Source organism: Nesterenkonia lutea (assembly GCF_014873955.1).
Taxonomy (GTDB): Bacteria; Actinomycetota; Actinomycetes; order Actinomycetales; family Micrococcaceae; genus Nesterenkonia; species Nesterenkonia lutea.
In genome coordinates this window covers 1298243-1315268 of the sequence record NZ_JADBED010000001.1, presented here as the reverse complement: position 1 = coordinate 1315268, position 17026 = coordinate 1298243, and the positions used below count along the sequence as shown (strand labels likewise).

Below are 17026 nucleotides of genomic sequence, written 5' to 3'. Positions count from 1 at the left end.
GCACGTGAAGGCACTCTCACAGAAGCGTCGTCACCCCCTCGCGGCGGTGGCGCTGCTCCTCCTGGGCCTGTTGCTCACCGGAGGGCTCTACGCCGCGGCGACCACGATCAACGAGGCACAGGCATCGAACGTCCCTGATGCGTACTCCGCCTCGGACGTGGAGGAGGGCGAACGCCTCTTCGTGGCCAACTGCGCCACCTGCCACGGCATCAACGCCGTGGGCAGCGACGCCGGACCTTCGCTGGTCGGCGCCGGTGCAGCGGCGGTCGACTTCCAGGTCGGCACCGGTCGCATGCCGCTGCAGATGCAGGGCCCCCAGGCTCAGGAGAAGCCCGCACAGTTCAACGACGAACAGACCATGCAGCTCTCGGCCTATGTCGCCTCGCTGGGCTCCGGCCCCGCAGTCCCCGATGAGGAGTACCTGGACACCGACGAGGGCAACATCTCCCAGGGCGGCGAGCTCTTCCGCATCAACTGCGCCATGTGCCACAACGCGGCCGCCGCCGGCGGTGCGCTCACCGAGGGCAAGTACGCCCCCTCACTCGACGGTGTGGAGTCCAAGCACATCTACGAGGCCATGGTCACCGGCCCGCAGAACATGCCGGAGTTCAACGACTCCAACATCCCCGCAGAGGACAAGCGCGACATCATCGCCTTCCTGAAGAACAACGAGTCCCAGGGCGTGCCCGGCGGTTTCGCGTTGGGCTCGCTGGGACCGGTGTCTGAAGGTCTGCTCATCTGGACCCTCGGTCTGGTACTGCTCATCGGCTCGATGGTCTGGCTGACCTCACGGTCCTCCTGACCCCCGGGTCCGAGACGCACGCACAACGTAAATACTCAAGCAAAGGACGAGAACCATATGGGCGAGCACGGTAGCGGCGATCCTCAGTCGGGCGCCGTCATCAGAGCCGGTGACGGGAAGTCGAGCGGCCATGCCATCGACAACCCGGGCCTGCCCCCGCACCGTCCGCGGTTGGCAGATGTGGACGAGAAGGCCGCCAAGCGAGCCGAGCGTCAGGTGTCGGTGCTCTTTCTGATCTCCATCATCGGCACGGTGCTGTTCTTCGTCGGCTACTTCGCCGTGGGCGTCACCGAGGGTGACCTCGAGCTGCTCCGACTGCAGAACACGCTGCTGGGACTCGGCGTCGCCTTCGCCATGCTCGGCATCGGACTCGGCGTGGTCCAGTGGGCCCGCGCGCTGATGCCTGATCACGAGATCGTCGAAGATCGCAAGCCGCTGCGCAAGGAGGCCGAGCGGGCCGAGGCTGCGGCGACCATCGATGAGATCGTGGACGAGACACAGATCAAGCGCCGCCCGCTGCTGCGCAACACGCTGATCGGCGCGGCTCTGCTGGCACCGCTGCCGGCCGTCGTGGTGTTCCGCGACCTCGACCGCTCGGAGGACTTCGGCGTGGAACGCATGCGCCACACCCTCTGGGACGAGGGCGTGCGCCTGGTGCGCGATCCCACCGGCACCCCGATCCGCGCCGCCGATCTCACCGAAGGCTCAGTGGTGCACGTGGTCCCGGAGAACCTCCGCGAGGTCTCGGGGCACGGCGAACGCCTGGCCGAGAAGGCCAAGGCCGTGGTGCTGCTCATCCGGATGAACCCTGACGAGATCCAGCAGGTGTCTGCGGAGCGCGAGGACTGGGCCCATGAGGGCATCATCGCCTGCTCCAAGGTGTGCACCCATGTCGGCTGTCCCGTGGCCCTCTACGAGCGTCACACCCATCACCTGCTCTGCCCCTGCCACCAGTCGACCTTCGACGCCGCCCAGGAGTTCAAGGTCATCTTCGGTCCCGCAGGGCGCCCGCTGCCCCAGCTGCCCATCACCGTGGACGATGAGGGCTTCCTCGTCGCGCGCAGCGACTTCACCGAACCCGTCGGCCCCACCTACTGGGAGCGTGGCTAATACTCATGAGCATTCAGTCCTCTGAACCCAAATACACCGAGGCGCAGTACTCCGAGGTGGACCAGTACCAGCCGCGCACGCGCACTGGTCGAATCTCCAACTACGTGGATCAGCGCGTGGGCGGCACCGGCATGGTCCGCGAGTTCGGGCGCAAGATCTTCCCCGACCACTGGACGTTCATGTTCGGCGAGGTGGCGCTCTACAGCTTCCTCATCACGGTGGTCTCCGGGGCCTTCCTGACCTTCTGGTTCGACCCCTCCATGGCCAGCACGCAGTACGACGGCTCCTACGCGCCCATGCAGGGCGTGGAGATGTCCATGGCGTACGCCACCGCGCTGGAGCTCTCCTTCGACGTCCGCGGCGGTCTGTTCATGCGCCAGCTGCACCACTGGGGCGCGCTGATGTTCGTGATGGCCATGGCCGTGCACATGCTGCGTGTCTTCTTCACCGGTGCGTTCCGCAAACCACGTGAGCTCAACTGGGTCGTCGGCTGCGCGCTGCTGGTCGCCGGTCTCGGTGCAGGCTTCACCGGTTACTCGCTGCCGGACGAGGTGCTCTCCGGAAACGGTCTGCGCATCATCGACGGCATGCTCAAGGCCATTCCGATGGTGGGCACGTACATCTCCTTCTTCCTCTTCGGCGGAGAGTTCCCCGGGGACGAGGTCATCCCGCGGCTGTACTCGCTGCACATCTTCATCGTTCCCGCCATCCTGCTGATCCTGATCGCGGTGCACCTGTTCATGGTGGTCGTGCACAAGCACACCCAGTACCCCGGCCCGGGCCGCACAGAGCGCAATGTCGTGGGCTATCCGATCGGACCCGTCTACGCCGCCAAGGCCGGCGGCTTCCTCTTCGTGGTCTTCGGCGTCCTGGCGCTGCTGGCAGGGCTGTTCCAGATCAATGCGCTCTGGAACTACGGGCCCTACGACCCCTCGCCGGTCCAGGCGGGCACACAGCCCGACTGGTACATCGGCTGGTTCGACGGCGTGCTGCGGCTGATGCCCGGCTATATCGGTGACATTCCGCTGGAGTTCGTGCTTCCCACCCCGTGGGGCGGAAACAGCGTGGCGCTTCCGGTGCTGATTCCGATGATCCCGATCACGGTGCTGCTGCTGGGTCTGTTCGTCTGGCCGTTCCTCGAAGCCTGGATCACCGGCGACAAGAAGGAGCACCACGTTCTGGACCGCCCGCGCAATGCTCCCGGACGCACCGCCTTCGGCATGGCGATGATGGTCTGGTACTTCGTGATGTGGGGTGCGGCCTCCTCTGACCTGATGGCCACCCACTTCTCGCTCTCGCTGAACGATGTGATCATCTGGCTCCGCGTCCTGTTCTTCCTGGGACCGATCCTCGCGTTCGTCATCACCAAGCGGATCTGTCTGGCTCTGCAGCGCAAGGATCGTGAGATCGTGCTGCACGGCAACGAGGCCGGTGTCATCGAGATGCTGCCTCACGGAGAGTTCCGGGAGCGGCACAACCGGGTGAGCGACTACCAGCTGTTCACCCTGGTCGCCTATGAGTCCCCAGAGGTCACCCCGGCCCGTCCGAACGCCAAGGGCAAAGTCTCGCTGCTGGAGAAGTCGCGCGCCGGGCTGAACCGGGTCTTCTTCGAGGACCGCGTGGCGCCGGTGAGTCGCGAGGAGTACCTCGAGGCGCTCTCCCACGATCATCACGAGAGCTCGGCGGCGCTGCCGGCGGGCAGTGCGGGAGCGATCGAGTCCGGAAGGCACTGATCCCGGCATGACCCTCGAAGCGGCCGTCCTCCCACAGGGAGGCGGCCGCTTCGTGTGTGCCCGGCCCTCTAGGCTGCCTGTGCTGTCCGTGCCGCGTGGGCTGCCTGTGCTGCCTGTGGGTGGGGCCGCTGATCAGGTGCGGCGGATGATCGAACGCAGCTTCTCCAGCCGCTCGGCCACGCTGCGCTCGGCTCCGTTGCCCGTGGGCCTGTAGTAGTCCACTCCGACCAGCTCATCCGGCGGGTACTGCTGTGCTGCCACATGGTGCGGCTCGTCATGAGCGTAGACATAGCCCTTGCCGTGTCCCATGCGGTGAGCGCCCGAGTAGTGGGCATCGCGCAGAGCCGGCGGCACCAGCCCTGATCGACCGGCGCGCACATCGGCGATGGCGGCGTCGAGGGCCTTATAGGACGCGTTGGACTTCGGGGCCGTGGCGATGTGCACCGTGGCCTGGGCGAGCAGGATCCTCGCCTCGGGCATGCCGATCAGCGCGACCGCGTCAGCGGCGGCCATCGCCGTCTGCAGGGCGGTGGGATCGGCCATGCCCACCTCCTCGCCGGCGGCGATCACGAGCCGACGAGCGATGAAGCGGGGATCCTCTCCGGCGACGACCATCCGGGCCAGGTAGTGCAGGGCGGCGTCGGGGTCTGATCCGCGCAGAGATTTGATGAACGCGGAGACGATGTCGTAGTGCTGGTCACCATCACGGTCATAGCGCTGCACGGCGAAGTCCATGGCCTGTTCGGCGTCCTTGGCCGTGATCGTCACCGCAGCACCCTGAGAGGGCGGGACCGCGGCACTGGTCTGCTCGGTCTCTCCGGTCTGCCCGGCCTCGTCGGACGTGCCGGCGGCATCGTCGGCCGTGCCGGCGGCCTGGTCGGCAGCCTTGCCTGCGGCCACGGCGGCCGCGGCCTCCAGGGTGGTGAGCACCCGGCGAGCGTCGCCGCCGGCCATCCGCAGTATGTGATCGCGTGCGGCATCTTCGAGCTCGAAGGCGGAATCCAGGCCGCGTGCGTCCTCGAGCGCTCGAGTGATCAGACCGGAGAGGTCATCTTCGGTCAGCGATCTCAGCGTGAGCATCAGGGAGCGCGAGAGCAGCGGGGCGATGATCGAGAAGGAGGGGTTCTCGGTGGTGGCGGCGACCAGGATGACCCAGCCGTTCTCCACTCCGGGAAGCAGGGCGTCCTGCTGGGCCTTGTTGAATCGGTGGATCTCGTCGAGGAACAGCACCGTGGTCTGGCCGCGCAGATCGCGGTCCTCCAGCGCCCGATCCATCACCTGACGCACATCCTTGACCCCGGCACGGATCGCGGAGAGCTCCACGAACTTCCGCGAGGCCCCGCGGGCGAGCACATGCGCCAAGGTGGTCTTGCCGGTGCCGGGAGGCCCGTAGAGGATCACCGAAGAGGCACCCGCCGGGCCGCGCGAACCTTCCGCCAGGACCCGCAGTGGAGAACCATGCTCGAGCAGGTGCTGCTGTCCCAGGACCTCTTCCAGGGTCCGCGGACGCATCCGCACCGCCAGCGGTGTGTGACGACGGCGCGCGCCCGTCTCGGACGGTGCTGGGGCGGCGGGCGCTTCGTCGTCGCCGAAGTCGTCGGAGGCGAAGAGGTCCCCCGTGATGGGATCGGCCACTGTGCCTCCTGGATGTGGGTTCGTAGACAGATTCGAAGGAATCAGTCTCAGATTACCCGGTGGGGCTCAGGCCTTCGTCCTGGTGCCGCTCGGAGGCTGGGCACCGGCCTCAGCTGTGGAGACCGGCGTGGACTGTGACGCTGAGTCCGATCTGGACTATGACGCTGAGTCCGATGTGGACTGTGACGCTGAGTCCGATGTGGACTGTGACGCTGAGTCCGATGTGGACTCGGGCTTGGCGTCCACACCGGCCTCCTTGCGCTGCTGGGCCGTGATCGGCGCCGGTGCGGCCGTCAGCGGATCGAAACCGCCGCCGGACTTGGGGAAGGCGATGACCTCGCGGATGGAGTCTTCACCGGCGAGCAGCGAGACCACCCGGTCCCAGCCGAAGGCGATGCCTCCGTGCGGCGGCGCGCCGAACTTGAAGGCGTCGAGAAGGAAGCCGAACTTCTCCTGGGCCTCGTCCTCGGGGATGCCCATGACCTTGAAGATGCGCTCCTGCACGTCGCGCCGGTAGACGCGCAGCGAGCCGCCGGCGATCTCGTTGCCGTTGCACACCAGGTCGTAGGCGTTGGCCAGGGCAGAGGCGGGGTCCTGATCGAAGCTCTCGGCGAACTCAGGCTTGGGCGCCGTGAACGCGTGGTGCACGGCGGTCCAGGCTCCTGAGCCCACGGCGACATCGCCGGCCGCCTGGGCCTGTGCGGTCGGCTCGAACATCGGAGCGTCGACCACCCAGACGAAGGACCAGGCGTTCTCATCGATCAGGCCCACGCGGGAGGCGATCTCGTTGCGAGCGGCGCCGAGGAGTCCGCGGGAGGGCGAGACCTCGCCGGCGGCGAAGAAGACGCAGTCCCCGGGGGAGGCGCCGGTGGCCGCAGCCAGTCCCGCCTTCTCCGCATCGGAGAGGTTCTTGGCCACGGGTCCGCCGAGCTCTCCGTCCTCACCGATGAGCACATAGGCGAGTCCCTTGGCCCCTCGCTGCTTGGCCCATTCCTGCCAGGCATCAAGCGTGCGGCGCGGCTGGGATGCCCCACCGGGCATGACCACCGCTCCGACGTAGGGGGCCTTGAACACCCGGAACGGCGTGTCCTGGAAGTACTCGGTGAGCTCGGTCAGCTCCAGGCCGAAGCGCAGGTCAGGCTTGTCCGAGCCGTAGCGGGACATGGCCTCGTGGTAGGTGATGTGCGGGATCTGCGCGGGCAGCTCCACCTCGATGAGCTTCCAGAGGCGACGGACCAGCTCCTCAGCCAGCGCGAGGATGTCCTCCTGCTCCACGAAGCTGGCCTCGATGTCGAGCTGGGTGAACTCGGGCTGGCGGTCTGCGCGGAAGTCCTCGTCGCGGTAGCAGCGGGCGATCTGGTAGTACTTCTCGAACCCGCCGACCTGCAGCAGCTGCTTGAACAGCTGCGGGGACTGGGGCAGCGCGTACCAGGCGCCCGGTGCAAGTCGTGCCGGGACGAGGAAGTCCCGAGCGCCCTCGGGGGTGGAGCGGGTCAGCGTGGGCGTCTCGATCTCCGTGTACGCCTCCTGATGCAGCAGGTCGCGGGCCACCCGGTTCGCCTCGGAGCGCAGCCGCAGCGCACGCTGGGGGCCTGCTCGACGCATGTCCAGGTAGCGGTGGCGCAGGCGAGCCTCCTCGCCGATCTCCACATGCTCGTCGATCTGGAAGGGCAGCGGTGCCGCGGTGTTGAGCACCGTGACGGTGTCGGCGATGACCTCGACCTCGCCCGAGGGCAGGTTCGGGTTCTCGTTGCCGGCGGGGCGGCGCTCGACGGAGCCGGTCACCTGCAGCACGAATTCATTGCGCAGCGGGTCGAAGTCGGCCTCATCGCGCACCACGACCTGAGCCACGCCGGAGGCGTCGCGCAGATCCAGGAAGGCCACCCCACCGTGGTCTCGGCGTCGCGCCACCCATCCGGTGAGGGTGACGGTCTGACCTATGTGCGCGGCGTCGAGGGAGCCGGAGGTGTGTGTGCGGAGCACGGTGTCCTTCCTGAGGGTTCTGCTGTTGGGCTGGACCTGCGGTCCAGCGGAGTCAGTCGGTGGCCGATTCTACTATCCGCGGAAGCACGTCCTCGGCGCCGGGAGTCCAGGTGGCCGGATCCGCGGAGCTCTGCTCTCCGGATCGGATGTCCTTGACCTCATGGGCGCCGTCGTCCTCGGTGAACCAGACATAGGGGATGCCGCGGCGATCCGCGTGGCGGATCTGCTTGCCGAACTTCTCGGCCTTCAGCGCGACCTCCACGTTGTACCCGCGTCGGCGCAGCGTGTCGGCCACGTCCTGGGCGGCGCCCCAGTCATCCTCGGAGCGCAGCGCGACATAGACCGCAGAGGGCACCTTGCGTGTGGCCGAGAGACCGCCCTCGGCGAGGATGCGGGAGATCAGCCGAGTCACGCCGATGGAGAGCCCGACGCCCGGGAAGGTCCGCTTGCCCTTGGAGGCCAGCGACTCATAGCGGCCTCCTGAGCACACCGAGCCGAGCGATTCGTGGCCCAGCAGCACCGTCTCGTAGACCGTGCCCGTGTAGTAGTCGAGCCCGCGGGCTATCGAGAGGTCTGCGGTGACCCGGCCGGGGACGCGCGTGTTCAGCTCGGCGACGACCTCTTCAAGCTCCGCGAGCCCTGCTTCGAGAAGCTCATCGGCTTCGGTGTCGCCGAGCAGCCCGCGGACCTGCCCGACGAAGGAGGTGTCAGTGGCTCTGATCTGCGCCAGCGCGAGCGCCTGACGCGCCTGCCCCTCTGTGGCGGCTCCGCTGGAGGTCAGCTCCTCGCTGACCTTCTCCGCGCCGATCTTCTCCAGCTTGTCGATGGCGCGCAGCACCGCGGTGGTGTCCTCAAGTCCGATGGAGCGGTAGAAGCCCTCGGAGAGTTTGCGGTTGTTCACGCGCAGCATGAAATCCCCGATGGGCAGCGCCTCCAGCGCCTGGGCCATCACCAGCGCGATCTCCACATCGCTGCGGAAGGGCAGCGCGCCGTCGCCCACCAGATCGATGTCGGCCTGGGTGAACTCGCGGAAGCGTCCGTCCTGAGGACGCTCGCCCCGCCAGACCTTCTGGATCTGGTAGCGCCGGAACGGGAAGTCCAGATGTCCGGCGTTCTCCACCACGTAGCGGGCGAAGGGCACGGTGAGGTCGAAATGCAGCGCCAGCCGCGCGTCTGAGCCCTCGTTCTCCTGGAGTCGGGAGACCGCGTAGATCTCCTTGTCGATCTCGCCCTTCTGCAGCAGCGTGTCGATGGTCTCCACGGCCCGGGACTCGATCGAGGCGAAACCATGGCGCTCGAAGACCTCCCGGAGCGTGTCCAGCACATGCAGCTCCACCAGGCGCTCCTCGGGGAGCCATTCGGTGAAGCCGGAGAGAGAGGTGGTTCTTGCCATGAGTGTGCGCGCAGTCCTTGGTCGTCGGGGGAGCCTGGAATCGGGCCCGTTCATCATAACGGCTCCGGTACGCTGGTGGGCATGAGTCCTGCAGTCAAGCCCGATCACCACGAGACCTCGCTCGCCGATGCCCACCGTTTCGCCCGGGTGGACGAGGAAGGACATGTCTTCGCGCTGAGCCAGAATGCCGGGGAGGGTGACGCCCAGCCCAGCGCGCAGGCTGACACCCAGCCGAGTGCGGAGGCCGACGCCCAGGAGAGCGCGCCGGCTGACGCCCAGGAGAGCGCGCAGGCTGACGCCCAGCAGAGTGATGCCGCCGAGACCTATGTGGGGCAGTTCTCCGGTGCCAGCGCCGATGAGGCGCTGCAGTACTTCACCCGCAAGTTTGATGAGCTGTTCAACCGTGCGCTGCTGCTGCGGGCCCGCGTCGCCGCAGGAGCGGATTCCGCCAAGGCCCTGAAGGAGTCCGCCCAGCACATCGGCAAGGAGCTCGCCGAGGGAGTTTGGGTCGGTGATGTCGCCGCACTGAAGGCGCTGCTGGAGCAGCTCTCGACCGAGATCGACGCTCGGGGCGCCGTGGAGCAGGCGCAGGCCGAGGAGGTCCTCGTCGAGCATCTGGCCATCCGCGAGCGGATCGTCGCTGAGGCCGAGGTGCTTGCGGGTTCCGATCCCAGCACCCAGCACTGGAAGAGTGCCCAGGCCAGGATGAACGAGCTCTTCGAGGCCTGGAAGGGCGAGCAGAAGAAGCCGCCCCGGCTGACCAAGGCTCAGGAGGACCCGTACTGGAAGCGGTTCCGCAGTGCGAGGAACCTCTTCGAGAAGAACCGGCGAGCGTTCTTCGCCACGCGGGACAAGGAGCACGGTGAGATCAAGGCCGCCAAGGAGCGCCTGATCGCCGAGGCCGAGCAGCTGCAGGAGTCAGACGACTACGGCTCCACCACCAAGGCCTATCACCGGCTCATGGACGAGTGGAAGGCGCTGGGCCGAGGAGCTCGCAAGACCGACGACGCCCAGTGGACCCGCTTTCGCGCGGCCCAGGACGTGTTCTTCGGAGCTCGTGACAAAGTCAACGCCGAGACCGATGCCGAGTATGCCGAGAACCTCACCGTGAAGCTGCAGCTGCTGGAGCAGCTCGAGGCCCTGCTGCCCTTCGAGAACCCCGAAGCCTCCCGTGATGACTACCAGGCGCTGCTGGCGCGCTGGGATGCTGCCGGTCGGGTGCCCCGCCAGGACATGAAGTCCACCGAGGGCCGGCTCAAGCGGGTCCAGGACGCCTTCCGGGATGCCGAGGCGGCCCACTGGCGCAAGACCGACCCGGAGACCATCGCGCGGCAGAACTCGATGCTCAGCCAGCTGGACGAGACCATCGCCGGACTGGAGCGTGATCTGGACGCCGCCCAGGCCAGCGGCGACACCCGCTCCATCGAGAAGGCGCAGGAGGCGCTGGACGCCCGCAGAAGCTGGCGCGACATGTTGAAGTAACGAATAGATTACACTCGTCAGAGATTCAGCATCCCTGCCATCCCGGGGCTGCCGGAAGTTGTGCCGTCGACATCCAGTGAGGACCCCGCGTGAGCGATGAACAGCCGCATGAGGCGGGCTCTCCGCGCAGCCGTCGCGAGATTCGCGAGGCGCGGGAGCGAGAGCTTGCCCTGCAGCGCGAGCGCCAGAGCGCTGCCCAGCAGCGTGCACTGGATCAGACCCTGCGCAACGCCCGAGCCCAGTCCTCACCTCGCTCCGTCCCCCGGGCGCCGCTGCCAGCCATTGCTCCGGTTCAGGAGTCGGTGATCTTCAATCAGGAGGAGGTCACCCAGGGCAAGCTCGAGCGCGAGGACCGGCCCCAGGGTGACCTGCACAGCCGAGCCGCTGAGCCCGAGGAGCCGGCTGCGCCCGCCGAGCGGCACGCACCCTCGGCGGCGACTCCCTTCGACCGGGTGGTGACGCCCTTCGATCAGGTCGTGTCCCCGGATGCCGTGGATTCGGAGTCCGCGCAGGCGGTCGAGGAATCGACGAACTATCCGCTCGAGGACGATGTCCACGAACCGCACGCCCGGGACCAGCATCCCCACGAGCACTTCGCTGAGGGGGACCATGGCTACCTCGCGGATGCGGACCATGACTACCTCGCTCACTCAGATCATGACTATGAGGGCACCCGCATCGATCACGACGACGACGGCACGCCGCTGCTCATCTCCTCCTCCAGCCACGGACGCGGCTACCAGACGGTCTCCGCCGTGGACGGTGGCACCACGCAGGCGGTCCTGCAGCGACGACGCAGCAAACGGCGCCGTCGCAACCTGACCCTCAGCGTGGCCTTCGGCCTCTTCGCCGTGCTGCTGATCGGATTCGTCGTGGTCCTGCAGTCGCTGCTCGGCGGGGACGGGCCGGAGGACTTTGAGACTCAGGCCGGAGAGACGGTCGAGTTCACCGTGGAGCCCGGTGATGGTCCCATCGCTGTGCGCGGCCGTCTCCTGGAGCAGGGCATCATCGCCAGCGCCGACGCCTTCGATGACGCCTACGAGGAGCTGGAGGGAACTCGAGAGGTCTTCGAGGGCGACTTCCCGATGCGCGAGCAGATGCCCGCCGCCGATGCCGTGGCGATCCTCTTCAACGAGGAGGAGGCGGTCGATTTCATCGACCTGCGCGCCGGCATGCGCATCGACGCCGCCCTCTCGGCGATCGCCACGGGAACCGGCATCCCGGAGAGCGACATCCGTCAGGCGGCGGGAGACCCGCAGGCGTTCGGACTGCCGGAGGAGGCGGAGACCCTCGAGGGCTATCTGGCCGCTGGACTGTACAGCCCGGAGGTTGGCGCCGAGCCGGAGGACGTCCTGCAGAACATGGTGGACGAGACCTTCGAGCGTCTCGAAGAGGCCGGTGTCACCGAGGAGGAGGAGCAGTGGGAGACCATCATCATCGCTTCGCTGCTGACCGCCGAAGGTCTTCCCGGGGACTACGAGATGATCGCCGGAATCATCGAGAACCGGCTCGACCCGAGCAATGAGGAGACGGGCGGACTCCTGCAGATCGACGCCTCGGTGATCTACGGACTCGGCACGCAGAGTGTCCAGTTCACCTCTGAGGAGCGCGAGGACGCGTCGAACGAGTACAACACGTACCAGAACGAGGGTCTCCCACCAGGCCCGATCGCCGCTCCCAGCGAGGAGACCATCGAGGCTGCCGGCAATCCTGAGCCGAGCGACAACTACTACTGGATCACGACCAACCTCGAGACCGGTGAGACGAAGTTCGCCGAGACCTACGAGCAGCACCAGGAATACGTCGAGGAGTTCAACCAGTACTGCGAGGACAACCCGGAGATCTGCGAGGGCGAACCGGCCCAGGACGATCAGGGCAACCAGGAGAACCAGGGACAGTGATGCGTCGGGCCGCGGTGCTGGGCCATCCGATCTCACACTCCCAATCCCCCCTGCTCCACGCGGCGGCCTACGAGCATCTCGGGCTGGACATCGACTACCGCCGCATCGACGTGCCGCTGGAGGGCCTCGGGGAATTCCTCGGCGGAGCGGGCTCCGACACCGGATGGCTGGGCTGGTCGGTCACCATGCCGCTGAAGAGCGCCTTGGTCGCAGTCGTCGCTCGGCCCTCCGCCCGGGTCCAGGCGCTGGGCGTGCTCAACACCGTGGTCCACCGCCGAGCCGAGGGATCCGAGCCGGTGCTCCACGGCGAGAACACCGATGTGGACGGGATCGTCCACGCGCTGGGGGAGGCCGGGCTGCACCGCGGCTCCTCCCGCGAGGAGCTCACCTTCGGCATCATCGGAGCCGGAGCCACCGCCGCTGCTGCACTGGCGGCCGCCGCAGAGCTGGGCGGCACGGAGATCCGCTGCTACGCCCGCTCGGCGCAGCGCGGCGCCGAGCTGCAGGCTGTGGCCCGCGCCCTGGATCTGAGACTGCGCATTCTGCCGATGGCGGCGCTGCACACCGACCTTCGAGCGCAGGGCGGTCTGCTCGACGCAGTGGTCAGCACACTGCCGCCCCGTGCGGCCGATGAGATCGCCGCAGCGCTGTCCCCGCTGACCCGCCCGGTGCCGCTTCTGGATGTGGCCTACGACCCGTGGCCCTCCGCGCTGGCCGCCTCCTGGGAGGCCGCCGGCGGCCGAGTGGTGAGCGGTCTGGTGATGCTTCTGCACCAGGCCGTGAAGCAGGTGGAACTCTTCACATCAGCCACCGAGCGCCCTGCTGCCGGGCTCTCCGCAGAGTCCCATGCCCAGCTCGTGGCGAAGATGAGGCGCTCCATCGGTTTATGATGGACTCCATGTTGCGCTGGCTCACCTCTGGAGAATCTCACGGCAAATCCCTCGTCGGGATCCTCGAAGGGCTTCCCGCCGGAGTGTCTCTGAGCACGGCAGCTGTGCAGGAGAAGTTGGCCCGCCGTCGCCTCGGCTACGGTCGCGGGGCCCGGATGAAGTTCGAACAGGATCAGGTCGCGCTGCTCGCCGGCGTCCGCCACGGCGTCACCATCGGTGGGCCGCTGACCATCGAGGTCGGCAACACCGAATGGCCGAAGTGGGAGAAGGTCATGTCCGCCGACCCGGTTCCGGCCGCGGACCTTGAAGGCCTCGCCCGCAACGCCCCTCTCACGCGTCCCCGCCCAGGTCACGCCGACTACACCGGCATGCAGAAGTACGGCTTCGCCGAGGCGCGCCCGGTGCTGGAGCGCGCTTCAGCACGAGAGACCGCCACCCGGGTCGCACTGGGTGCCGCCGCCCAGTCGTTCCTCAGCGAGCTGGGCATCAGCACCGTCTCGCACACCATCGCCATCGGTCCGGTCCAGGCCCCGGCGGACGCGCCGCTGCCACGGGCCGCAGATCAGGACGCGCTGGACGCCGATCCGCTGCGCTGCTTCCATGCCGAGACCTCTGAGCGGATGGTCGCCGAGGTCGACGACGCTCATCGTGCCGGTGAGACGCTCGGGGGCGTCGTCGAAGTCATCGTTGAAGGACTGCCGCCGGGACTCGGCAGCTACGTCCATTGGGACCGTCGGCTCGATTCGCGACTGGCGGGAGCCCTGATGGGCATCCAGGCGATCAAGGGCGTCGAGGTCGGCGACGGATTCGAGACCACACGACGTCGCGGCTCGGCCGCCCACGACGAGATCGCCCTGGACGAGTCGGGACAGATCGCGCGGACCTCCAACCGCGCAGGCGGCATCGAAGGCGGCATGAGCATCGGCGGTCCGTTGCGAGTGCGCGCCGGGATGAAGCCCATCGCCACCGTGCCGCGGGCCCTGCGCACCGTGGACACCGCCACCGGGGAGGCCACCACCGCCCACCACCAGCGCTCCGACGTCTGTGCCGTGCCCGCCGCGGGCGTGGTCGCCGAGGCCATGGTGGCCCTGGTCATCGCTGAGGCGGTGCTGGAGAAGTTCGGCGGAGACTCCGTGATCGAGGTGCGCCGCAATCTCGAGAGCTACCTGGCGCATCTGCCCGAGCTCGGCGCCGACCCCGCGGGCGCCGGCGCGGACGGTGACCCGCTGCAGGCCCCGGCGGCGATGCAGGACTGATGCCTCAGCCAGCAGCCGCCGAGAACCGAGGCGACGGCCGCAACATCGTGCTGATCGGCCCCATGGGCTCGGGAAAGTCCACTGTGGGCGCGGCGCTGGCGCGCCGACTTCACCGGCCCCATGTGGACACCGACCAGTTCTTCGTGGCACGCCACGGTCCCATCCCGGCGTACTTCTCGCTGCACGGCGAGGACGCCTTCCGTGCGGAGGAGGAGAAGATCGTCGCGGAGCTGATCGACTCGCCCCGCCCTTCGGTGATCAGCCTCGGCGGCGGCTCCGTGCTCAGCCGCCGCACCCGGGAGCTGCTGGCCGAGCAGCTCGTCGTGCTCCTGGACCTGACTGTGGCCCAGGCCACGCAGCGCCTCGGGGACGGATCCACCCGCCCGATCCTCGGCTCGGACCCGGTGCAGAGCTGGGTGCGGATCTATGCCGAACGGGAGCAGATCTATCGAGACTGCGCTGATATCGTCATGAGTCCGGACGATGAGCACATCGCTGTGCGAGTCGATACCATCGTGCGGGCACTCAACACCACCTTCAGGAGAGACCACAGCGCATGAGCCACCAGGCTGAGACCAAGGCTTCCGCCCAGAACCCTGAACCCACCGTCATCACCGTCGGGGAGGGCAGCGGCACCGGCGGCCAGGAGCTCGGTTATGAGGTGGTCATCGGCAACGGTCTGCTCTCCCGGCTCCCAGACCTCGTCGGCACGCAGGCTGAACGCGTGCTCGTCATCCACCCGCGCGCGCTGCGCGCCACCGGTGACGTGGTCCGCGAGGACCTGGAGAAGGCCGGATACCAGGCTCTGGTCGCGGAGATCCCCGACGCCGAAGAGGGCAAGCACATCCAGGTCGCCGCCTTCTGCTGGCAGGTCCTGGGGCAGAACGACTTCACCAGGTCCGATGCCGTGGTCGCGGTCGGCGGAGGCGCGGTGACCGACGTCGCCGGCTTCGTGGCCGCCACCTGGCTGCGCGGCATCCGAGTGGTCCACATGCCCACCACGCTGCTGGGGATGGTCGATGCCGCCGTGGGCGGCAAGACCGGGATCAACACCTCAGAGGGCAAGAACCTCGTGGGATCCTTCCACCAGCCTGCCGGGGTGCTGGCCGATCTCGACACTCTGCTGACCCTCCCGCGCAATGAGCTCGTGGCGGGACTCGCCGAGGTCGTCAAGTGCGGCTTCATCGCCGATGAACGCATCCTGGAGATCATCGAGGCCAGTCCCGAGCAGACGCAGAATCCGCACTCCTGGCAGATCCGCGAGCTGATCGAGCGCGCCGTCGCGGTCAAGGCCAAGGTGGTCGGAGAGGACATGCTGGAGTCCGGGCTCCGGGAGTCGCTGAACTACGGCCACACGCTGGGCCACGCCATCGAGCTGGCCGAGCGCTACCAGTGGCGCCACGGGGCCGCGATCTCGGTGGGCATGATCTTCGCGGCCGAGCTCGCCCGCAGCCTGGGACGGCTCGACGACGCCACGGCCGACCGGCACCATTCGGTGCTGAACCTGCTGGGTCTGCCCACCACCTATCGCGATGACCGCTGGAGCCAGCTGCTCGAAGGCATCAAGCGCGACAAGAAGAACCGGGGAGACCAGCTGCGCTTCGTGCTGCTCGGCGGCCAGGGACAGCCCGCCACAGTGGAGATTCCGGATGCCTCCATCCTCTTCGCGACCTACCAGGAGATCGGGCGACCGGAGACCGGCACCATGCTCTCGCTCTGAGGCTCGCGCTGAAGCCTGTACAATCGATTGGCGCTGCGAGGCAGCAAGCCCAGGCCGAAGACCCGCACGAAGACCCAGGAAAGGCAAACTGTGGCCAGCTCGAATGACATCAAGAACGGCTCCGTCCTCAAGCTCGAGGGACAGCTGTGGAACACGCTCGAGTTCCAGCACGTCAAGCCGGGCAAGGGCGGCGCATTCGTCCGCACCAAGCTGAAGAACATCCGCACCGGCAAGGCAGTGGACAAGACCTTCAACGCCGGTGCCAAGATCGAGTTCGCCACAGTCGACCGCTCCAACTACCAGTACCTGTATCAGGACGGGGAAGACTTCGTCTTCATGGATCTGCGCGACTTCGACCAGATCACCGTGCCGGCCACAGTGGTGGGGGACGCGGCGCACTTCCTGCTGGAGTCCCATGAGGTGACCATCGCCCTGCATGACGGCACCCCGCTCTACCTCGACATGCCGCCTTCGGTCGTGCTCGAGATCACCTACACCGAACCGGGCCTGCAGGGCGACCGCTCCAACGCCGGGACCAAGTCCGCCACGCTGGAGACCGGACACGAGATCCAGGTCCCCCTGTTCGTGGACCAGGGCACCCGCGTGAAGGTCGACACGCGCACGTCCGAGTACCTCGGCCGAGTCACGGACTGAGGCCCGTGGCTAAACGAAGCAAAGCACGCCGCCGCGCGCTCGAGATCCTCTTCGAGGCCGAGCAGCGCGACCTCGACCCGCTCGAGGTCCTGCGGGTCCGCCGTGAGCGCGCGGACCTGATCGTCAACGAATATGTCATCGATCTGATAGACGGTGTGAAGTCCGAGCAGGCGCACATCGATGAGATCCTGGCCACCTATGCCCGCGGCTGGACGCTGGAGCGGATGCCCCGGGTCGATCTCATGGCGCTGCGCATCGGCGCCTGGGAGCTGCTCTGCAATGACGAGATCCCGGACAACGTGGCCGTCTCCGAGGCCGTCACGCTGGTGAAGGACCTGTCCACCGACGATTCTCCCAGCTTCGTCAACGGCCTCCTCGGGCGAATTCAGCAGCTCAAGCCCACGCTCGTGGAGACAGAGGACTGACTTCGCGGGACCATGCGCCGCCGGTTCCGCGGACGGCAGCAG

General features: G+C 67.6%; 14 protein-coding genes. 11 read left to right on the top strand and 3 right to left on the bottom strand.

Translation table 11 applies throughout. The features are described from left to right. The first annotated feature begins 4 nt into the window (after positions 1-4). The 3 genes from qcrC to qcrB are packed head-to-tail and all read left to right on the top strand — an operon-like array spanning position 5 to position 3645. Positions 5-802: a cytochrome bc1 complex diheme cytochrome c subunit gene (gene qcrC, locus H4W27_RS06010; RefSeq protein WP_192595127.1), complete on the top strand. Its 798-nt coding sequence runs from the start codon at positions 5-7 to the stop codon at positions 800-802. 57 nt (positions 803-859) lie between these two features. Continuing rightward, positions 860-1912: a cytochrome bc1 complex Rieske iron-sulfur subunit gene (gene qcrA, locus H4W27_RS06005; protein WP_192595126.1), complete on the top strand. Its 1053-nt coding sequence runs from the start codon at positions 860-862 to the stop codon at positions 1910-1912. Between the two features lie 5 nt (positions 1913-1917). After that, positions 1918-3645 (top strand): cytochrome bc1 complex cytochrome b subunit, encoded by a 1728-nt coding sequence (qcrB, locus tag H4W27_RS06000; RefSeq protein WP_192595125.1) that lies wholly within the window; start codon positions 1918-1920, stop codon positions 3643-3645. A gap of 132 nt (positions 3646-3777) precedes the next feature. Here qcrB and H4W27_RS05995 read toward each other — a convergent pair whose 3' ends face one another. From H4W27_RS05995 to hisS, 3 genes are all read right to left on the bottom strand, one after another. After that, on the bottom strand, positions 3778-5280 hold the full coding sequence (locus tag H4W27_RS05995) for a replication-associated recombination protein A (RefSeq protein ID WP_318782192.1): 1503 nt from the start codon (positions 5278-5280) through the stop codon (positions 3778-3780). A gap of 156 nt (positions 5281-5436) precedes the next feature. Beyond that, positions 5437-7263: an aspartate--tRNA ligase gene (aspS, locus tag H4W27_RS05990; protein ID WP_192595124.1), complete on the bottom strand. Its 1827-nt coding sequence runs from the start codon at positions 7261-7263 to the stop codon at positions 5437-5439. Between the two features lie 52 nt (positions 7264-7315). Then, positions 7316-8656: a histidine--tRNA ligase gene (gene hisS / locus H4W27_RS05985; RefSeq protein WP_192595123.1), complete on the bottom strand. Its 1341-nt coding sequence runs from the start codon at positions 8654-8656 to the stop codon at positions 7316-7318. Between the two features lie 81 nt (positions 8657-8737). Here hisS and H4W27_RS05980 point away from each other — a divergent pair, with 81 nt between their 5' ends. The 8 genes from H4W27_RS05980 (at position 8738) to nusB (ending at position 16984) form a co-directional block, all read left to right on the top strand. Further along, entirely contained in the window at positions 8738-10138 is a 1401-nt protein-coding gene (locus H4W27_RS05980; protein ID WP_192595122.1) for a DUF349 domain-containing protein, read from the top strand. An 89-nt stretch (positions 10139-10227) separates the two neighbouring features. Further along, positions 10228-12039, top strand: a complete 1812-nt coding sequence (locus tag H4W27_RS13815) for an endolytic transglycosylase MltG (RefSeq protein ID WP_192595121.1) — start codon at positions 10228-10230, stop codon at positions 12037-12039. Further along, positions 12039-12929: a shikimate dehydrogenase family protein gene (locus H4W27_RS05970; RefSeq protein ID WP_192595120.1), complete on the top strand. Its 891-nt coding sequence runs from the start codon at positions 12039-12041 to the stop codon at positions 12927-12929. Before H4W27_RS13815 ends, H4W27_RS05970 begins: the two co-directional genes overlap by 1 nt. 8 nt (positions 12930-12937) lie before the next feature. Next, complete coding sequence (gene aroC, locus H4W27_RS05965; RefSeq protein WP_192595119.1) at positions 12938-14185, top strand: chorismate synthase; 1248 nt, start codon at positions 12938-12940, stop codon at positions 14183-14185. After that, positions 14185-14745 (top strand): shikimate kinase, encoded by a 561-nt coding sequence (locus H4W27_RS05960; protein ID WP_192595118.1) that lies wholly within the window; start codon positions 14185-14187, stop codon positions 14743-14745. The genes aroC and H4W27_RS05960 overlap by 1 nt, the downstream gene beginning before the upstream one ends. After that, positions 14742-15905 (top strand): 3-dehydroquinate synthase, encoded by a 1164-nt coding sequence (aroB, locus tag H4W27_RS05955; protein ID WP_192595117.1) that lies wholly within the window; start codon positions 14742-14744, stop codon positions 15903-15905. Before H4W27_RS05960 ends, aroB begins: the two co-directional genes overlap by 4 nt. A gap of 90 nt (positions 15906-15995) precedes the next feature. Next, positions 15996-16559 carry an elongation factor P gene (gene efp / locus H4W27_RS05950; RefSeq protein ID WP_192595116.1) on the top strand — a complete coding sequence of 188 codons (564 nt, stop codon included), beginning with the start codon at positions 15996-15998 and terminating at the stop codon, positions 16557-16559. Between the two features lie 5 nt (positions 16560-16564). After that, positions 16565-16984: a transcription antitermination factor NusB gene (gene nusB / locus H4W27_RS05945; RefSeq protein WP_192595115.1), complete on the top strand. Its 420-nt coding sequence runs from the start codon at positions 16565-16567 to the stop codon at positions 16982-16984. The last annotated feature ends 42 nt before the right edge of the window (positions 16985-17026 follow it).

What these genes read in the sequence shown, in the direction of transcription:
- H4W27_RS05960 (WP_192595118.1), top strand. Translation starts at nt 14,185, where the DNA reads ATGCCTCAGCCAGCAGCCGCCGAGAACCGAGGCGACGGCCGCAACATC.
- aroC (WP_192595119.1), top strand. Translation starts at nt 12,938, where the DNA reads ATGTTGCGCTGGCTCACCTCTGGAGAATCTCACGGCAAATCCCTCGTC.
- aroB (WP_192595117.1), top strand. Translation starts at nt 14,742, where the DNA reads ATGAGCCACCAGGCTGAGACCAAGGCTTCCGCCCAGAACCCTGAACCC.
- H4W27_RS05980 (WP_192595122.1), top strand. Translation starts at nt 8,738, where the DNA reads ATGAGTCCTGCAGTCAAGCCCGATCACCACGAGACCTCGCTCGCCGAT.
- hisS (WP_192595123.1), bottom strand. Translation starts at nt 8,656, where the DNA reads ATGGCAAGAACCACCTCTCTCTCCGGCTTCACCGAATGGCTCCCCGAG.
- H4W27_RS05970 (WP_192595120.1), top strand. Translation starts at nt 12,039, where the DNA reads ATGCGTCGGGCCGCGGTGCTGGGCCATCCGATCTCACACTCCCAATCC.
- qcrA (WP_192595126.1), top strand. Translation starts at nt 860, where the DNA reads ATGGGCGAGCACGGTAGCGGCGATCCTCAGTCGGGCGCCGTCATCAGA.
- qcrB (WP_192595125.1), top strand. Translation starts at nt 1,918, where the DNA reads ATGAGCATTCAGTCCTCTGAACCCAAATACACCGAGGCGCAGTACTCC.